We start from the raw sequence: 6,376 nt of genomic DNA, 5'->3' as shown, positions 1-6,376 counted from the left end.
ATGATGAACCATCAAAAATGGCAAAGGATCATCTCCTTGAAAAATAGCATCTGTACCTTCAGTAATTTTATTTATCCATGCTTTGAATTGACTAAAAGAACGAATTTCTGTAAATCTCCAAAGTTCATGATATAACCAATAAGTTGGTTTACTTGTTGCTAAAGGTTCTATATGTAGTTCATTTTCACTTAAATAAGCATTTGCTAACCCTGGATGATTATAAAACATAGTAATTGCGGTGTGAGTGCGGGGGTTACACTCAATCGGGTAAACTTTACCGTCTGTTGTTTGAATAAAATCAAAAGAAATTTGTCCGGTTAAGTTTAATGATTTGACAAAATGTTTAACCCATTGAAATATTTCCGGGTTATCAATTTGTTCATAATTAATTTGAAAAGGAGAAGATTTAGAACAACAATGTAAACGAATTTCTCCATTTCTAACGGTGCTGTGAGTACAATATTCTTGTCCCTTGACAAATTCCTGCATTACCCAAGGTCTTTCTGCACTAATTGGTAAGCTTTTGATATATTCTTCCATTCCTTCAAATGGTAATTTTGTCATATCTAATCGAGTTACAGAATCATATTTAATGCTTTTGAGTAAGTAGCGACTATGATCTTTTGTAAAGTCAAAATTGAGGATTTGTGCTGGGGAAGTAATCAAAAATGCTTTTGGTGCTGTTAAACCTAAATTCCGCGCTTGATCACATAAACTAAATTTATCATCTAATATTTTGGTCATCTCAGAATCAAAATGAAATACTTCACAATGGGGAGATAAGATTGGTTTTGCTAAGGAATCATAATAACTTGCTACGGGACTAGAAACAGGAATAAATACATCTATATTTTCTGCTTTGACAATATTTAATAATCCTTGCAAATAGCCATTTGCATCTTTTTCTGGTGCGGGTACTGTAAAGAATTTTGTCACTGCGTTAGAAAATTGATGTCCTGATAACCAATATTTGTGAGTTTCTACCATAAATACTTTATGTCCAGCGCGATGAAAAGAACGCGCAAGTTGTAAAGATTTTGTCATTTTTCCTCCTGTTAAAAGGATGTTTTGAGGATTTTCACAAATAATCTTTTTCTGAAAAGGAAGGGTGAGGAAATTAATAATTAAGGAAATGAGGACAATAATTAAATTAATCGGTAAAATCAAAGAGAGTAAAAGCAAAGTTCCCAAAGTTTTAAATAGAGAAATAATCAAATTCATGATTTTCTGATAAATAGAATTATGTAGGTTGGGTTGACGTAAGGAAACCCAACATTTTATGACATTTGGATAAAATTTGTTGGGTTGTGCTGTCGCTTAACCCAGCCTACAATTTTGTGTTATTTACGTTTGATGATGGTTAAACCATCTCGTAATGGTAAAATAACCTGTTCAACTCTTGGATCTGCGGCTACAATTTGATTGAATTGGGCTATAGCTTCTCCGTTAGTTGTTCTCTTTGCTGAGACTAAATAAGGTTGTCCTTGGAGGAGGGTATTATCTACAAAAATAAAACCATTTTCAGCCAGGAGTCCGGTATTTAAAAGTAAGTTGAAGTAATCAACATACTCTTTTTTATCAGCGTCTATAAAGACTAAATCAAAAGTTTCTCCTGCATTTGCTAATTCTTGTAATGTTTGTAAAGCGGGAGCAACTTTAACTTTGATTTTACTACCGTGGAGAGAAGTTTGAAAACATTTTTTCGCAAACTCAGCCACATAATCATCCACTTCACAGGCAATAATATCACCATCTGCGGGTAATGCTTCCGCCATTGCTAAAGCCGAATATCCGGTAAACATTCCTATTTCTAGAATGCGTTTAGCTTTAGTCATGGACACAAACATTTTTAAAGTTTGTCCTTCAATGTGTCCAGAAAGCATTTCTTGTTCTAACTGACGGACTGTTTCTCCATCATCAAATCTTTGACTCCAATCTTCAGAAGCTGTTTTTTGTGCTAAAACTGCTAAAGCTGGAGATTCATTGGTTGTATGTTTATCCAAATAAGGATCAATTCCAGATGCTAAGTCATAGACTTTTTGTAAAGAAGCTGCAAGTTCAGGAGAAACATTTTCTTGCTTGGCTATGTTCAAAGTTGTTTCTAGTTCTTCAACTAAAATACCCAAGGGAGTAACCGGTCTAGGAGTAATTGATTTCACTAAAGTTTCAGTCATTTTTATTATTTAAAACTCCTATTCCAAACCCAAATCGCTAAGATACATTTCTACACCTGCACCGTGATTAGGTAATGTGCTACATACGGCTTTATGGGCTGCGACAGCAGTTTCGAGTAATTCGGGTGGGACTTCTTGGATATAGTCACAAGCACCAATACCACCTCTAGGAACAGGCGCCCAAAGTCCACCTTCTCCCCGCTTGCGACGCATATTTTTTTGACCTTCAATCATCAGGTCTATGTCTTCGAGAATAGGATGATAAACAGTTAAACCCAGAGACTGACATAATGCAATAATGCGATCGCGGTCTTCTGATTTTAACCAATTCATTTCTACAGCTAAAGTTGCACCAAAAGCCATTCCAGTAGTCACCGCGTGGCCGTGCATCATTTTCACCGCAGGTTCAAAGCGGGGACTCCAAGTATGTCCATAACCATGAGGACGATCTTGATAAGTCTCAAACATATTCGTTCCCTCATGCTTCATATAGGAGAATAATGCTCGATAAATAATATCGTCCGCAATTTCTGCTAAATCCTGATTTTCCTCCAAAGTTCCAAAGTGAGTTTCAATTAAACGAGATCCGTATTTTTCCAACAATTCAAACAAAACAGCATCATCGGTAATGGCCATTTTAATGATTTCCGCTATCCCATTACGGATATGACCAGTAGCCAAAGTGCGGAAGAAACTCCGATCAACTAAAGTGAGTACAGGAGGATGATAAGCACCAATACTGTTCTTAAACTGCTTACCGTTGGTGCAGGTGCGAGGTGAAGGACCAGCATCAATAGCTGCAACTACAGTCGTCCCGACCATAACATAAGGAGTCCGTCGGTGTTGTAAAGCACAAGCTAACCCAGCGACATCACTAAGAACACCACCACCAATAATTAGAACAGGTTCACTACGGGAAACATCACAACCATCTTTCCCTAAATACTCTAAAATTCGATGGACTGTTTCTGGGGTTTTATCTACTTCCCAAGCCCGAAAAGCCATCATTTCTAAAGGAATTTCATGAGCATCAAAATATTTGCGAACCTGCTCACCATACAACTCATTAACTGTTTGGTCAATTACTGCTACACAACGACCAAGACTGTTATAAATATTAGCTAAAATCTCATTCTCAGGTTTAAAAACTCCTTCTACAACCTTGACTTCTGAGTTGAGAGTGAAATTAGCAGTAACCTCAAAAGAACGCCCATCTTTTTTATGTGCTATTTCCCCTGAACCCGTGTACCACTTGGATGTTAGATACTTTTCCCCATGAATTAGTTTAATAATATTTGGTTCTGTTAGATTAGCAAATTTTTCTGTATCTACTACTAATTTATCTGTGATTTCTGAAGTTGGTAATATGCTTTGTAAACTCATTTCAAATGCCTTATTCTGATTATTGATATTTGCAACAATGGAATTGAAAAAATTGCTTTTCCTGGAATAGCTCAACTTGAACAGTTCTTTCTTTTAACAAAATTGCCAAGATGAACTGATATTTGAAACTTCACAGGATAATTCTCGCCAATCAGTTAGCTGAATAGCAGATTTACTTTTAACTTTGCTCAAGAAAGTAACAAAAAATTAAGTTTTCTAATCTTGACTGGTAGTTTGTGAGTAAATTAATGAAATTTTACAAGTGTTATTTACATATAGTAACACTTTTTTATTGCTGGTAGTTTATATATTGGTTAAATTAATACAAAATCTTTTTGGCTACAGTATTGATTAGATTTAGTGATTTAAATACTTATCAAAAAACATATAAGTAGGTGAACACAATAAAACCAAACTGTGTAAAGAAATGTAAAATCGCCTAAACCCTCTTCACTCTTGCCTTTTGCCTCTTGCCTTTTGCCTTGCCATAACGACAATTTTCAACGCCAACCTACTTATTATGGTGTTTGGAATAAGCGGAAAGAAGATATATTAGTGAAACCGAGCGAAAAAAAGTCAAGTAAGTTACTTTACACCCAGTCATGATCAGTATCTAGCCCTAGATTGGTTGTTCTGATAAAACTTCTTTCATGATCCCGATATCATCTTAAAATATTCTTAATTTCTACCAATTCTCGACCTTCAATTTACAAACCACCCTCAAACTATTATGGCTATAGGCTACGTCGCGCTTGTACTTCATGCACATTTACCCTTCGTTCGTCACCCCGGAAGTGACTACGTGCTAGAGGAAGAATGGCTATATGAAGCGATTACTGAAACTTACATTCCTTTATTAAAAGTATTTGAAGGCTTAAAACGAGATGGCGTTGATTTCAAACTCACCATGAGTATGACTCCGCCTTTGATTTCTATGCTTCGTGATCCTTTACTGCAAGAACGCTATGATGCTCACTTATCACAACTAGAAGAGCTTATAGAGTTAGAATCTGAGCGTAATATTCATAATGGTCATGTTCGATATTTAGCAGAACATTATGCAACTGAATTTAATGAAGCGCGAGAGTTATGGGAACGCTATCACGGTGATTTAGTTACAGCATTTAAACAGTTTCAAGATAGTAATAACTTAGAAATTATTACCTGTGGCGCTACTCATGGCTACTTACCATTAATGAAAATGTATCCCCAAGCTGTGTGGGCGCAAATTCAGGTAGCTTGTGAACATTACGAGGAAACTTTTGGACAAGCACCCAGAGGCATTTGGTTGCCAGAATGTGCCTATTATGAAGGTGTAGAGCGAATGCTGGCTGATGCTGGTTTACGTTATTTCCTCACCGATGGTCATGGGATTTTATACGCTCGTCCCCGTCCTCGCTTTGGTAGTTATGCCCCGATTTTTACAGAACCTGGTGTAGCGGCTTTTGGTCGAGATCATGAATCTTCTCAGCAAGTATGGTCTTCTGAGGTGGGTTATCCCGGTGCAGCCGAATATCGGGAATTTTATAAAGACCTGGGTTGGGAAGCTGAATATGAATATATTAAGCCCTATATAATGCCTAATGGTCAGCGAAAAAATACTGGCATTAAGTATCATAAAATTACTGGTAGAGGCTTAGGTCTTGCGGATAAGGCTCTATATGATCCTTACTGGGCAAAGGAAAAAGCGGCAGAACACGCTGCTAATTTTATGTATAATCGTGAGCAGCAAACTGGGCATTTACACAATATGATGGGTCGTCCGCCAATTATTGTTTCTCCCTATGATGCGGAGTTATTCGGTCATTGGTGGTATGAGGGTCCTTGGTTCATTGATTACCTGTTCCGTAAGTCATGGTATGACCAAAAAACTTATGAAATGACCCATTTAGCCGATTATTTACGAGCTAATCCCAATCAGCAGGTATGTCGTCCGGCTCAGTCGAGTTGGGGCTTTAAGGGTTTTCATGAATATTGGTTGAATGATACTAATGCTTGGGTTTACCCACATTTACACAAAGCTGCGGAACGAATGATTGAAATTTCTCAAATTGAGGCTGAAGATGAGTTACAGGAAAAAGCACTCAATCAAGCTGCAAGAGAGTTGTTATTAGCACAATCTTCTGACTGGGCGTTTATTATGCGGACGGGAACAATGGTTCCCTATGCAGTCAGAAGAACGCGATCGCATTTAATGCGCTTTAATAAGCTGTATGAAGATGTGAAAGTTGGTAAGGTTGATAGTGGTTGGTTGGAAAAAGTCGAATCAATGGATAATATTTTCCCCAATATTAACTATCGTGTTTATCGTCCAGCATTCTAATTAGGGAACAGCAACTCTGACTCCACCAAAAAAGCAAAACCCCCAGGATTGTAACTGGGGGTTATTTTTATGTATATCTTGTCAAATTGCCACTAGATACTATCGAGGTAAATTACGGCTGTGGTAAGCATCAATAGCATAGACAGGTACGCGTTGGGCATAGTCCATATCTACACCAGTAATAGATTTAGCTAAAGCTGCAAACTTATCAGAAGCCCAGTTGCGTTCGTGAATGGGCTTGCTTTGTTCACCCATAAAGTAGGCTAGAGAACCGATAACGGCAACCGCTACCCAACCAACAACCAATAGAGAAATTAAAATAGTCATTTGAAAACCTCGGTTTTTATTTTTTTATCCTTATGTAAATAAATATAACAGATTGTTAACAAAAGTTGCAAATTATTTTCTGGTGTGTATGCCCCTAAAATAGGTGAGGTATTCCTCACTGTAATTATTTTGTAATAAAACATACTAATGATAGGGGCAGGGGGCAGGG

The 6,376-nt window shown here is 37.2% G+C and carries 5 protein-coding genes; 1 reads left to right on the top strand and 4 read right to left on the bottom strand.

Annotated elements, in window-relative coordinates:
* The 3 genes from IQ228_RS18430 to IQ228_RS18420 all read right to left on the bottom strand — a co-directional run.
* A partial coding sequence (locus IQ228_RS18430) for an ATP-grasp enzyme (protein ID WP_193963864.1) occupies nucleotides 1-1,221 on the bottom strand: 1,221 nt, incomplete at its 3' end.
* A 119-nt stretch (nucleotides 1,222-1,340) separates the two neighbouring features.
* Nucleotides 1,341-2,174: an O-methyltransferase gene (locus tag IQ228_RS18425; RefSeq protein ID WP_193963862.1), complete on the bottom strand. Its 834-nt coding sequence runs from the start codon at nucleotides 2,172-2,174 to the stop codon at nucleotides 1,341-1,343.
* An 18-nt stretch (nucleotides 2,175-2,192) separates the two neighbouring features.
* The gene (locus IQ228_RS18420; RefSeq protein ID WP_027401827.1) at nucleotides 2,193-3,557 is read right to left on the bottom strand and encodes a sedoheptulose 7-phosphate cyclase; all 1,365 of its coding nucleotides are present in this window, start codon (nucleotides 3,555-3,557) and stop codon (nucleotides 2,193-2,195) included.
* Nucleotides 3,558-4,287: 730 nt separating this feature from the next.
* Here IQ228_RS18420 and IQ228_RS18415 point away from each other — a divergent pair.
* A complete protein-coding gene (locus tag IQ228_RS18415; RefSeq protein ID WP_027401826.1) occupies nucleotides 4,288-5,880 on the top strand; it encodes a glycoside hydrolase family 57 protein in 1,593 nt (530 codons plus the stop codon).
* 99 nt (nucleotides 5,881-5,979) lie between these two features.
* Here the strand turns inward: IQ228_RS18415 and IQ228_RS18410 are convergent, their stop codons facing one another.
* Nucleotides 5,980-6,207 (bottom strand): photosystem II protein, Psb35-related, encoded by a 228-nt coding sequence (locus IQ228_RS18410; protein ID WP_027401825.1) that lies wholly within the window; start codon nucleotides 6,205-6,207, stop codon nucleotides 5,980-5,982.
* Nucleotides 6,208-6,376 lie beyond the last annotated feature (169 nt).

The sequence above is a fragment of the Dolichospermum sp. LEGE 00246 genome (genome assembly GCF_015207865.1).
Classification (GTDB): domain Bacteria; phylum Cyanobacteriota; class Cyanobacteriia; order Cyanobacteriales; family Nostocaceae; genus Dolichospermum; species Dolichospermum heterosporum.
The sequence above is the reverse complement of the archived record's forward strand: the minus strand, read 5'-3'. Positions and strand labels throughout refer to the sequence as shown.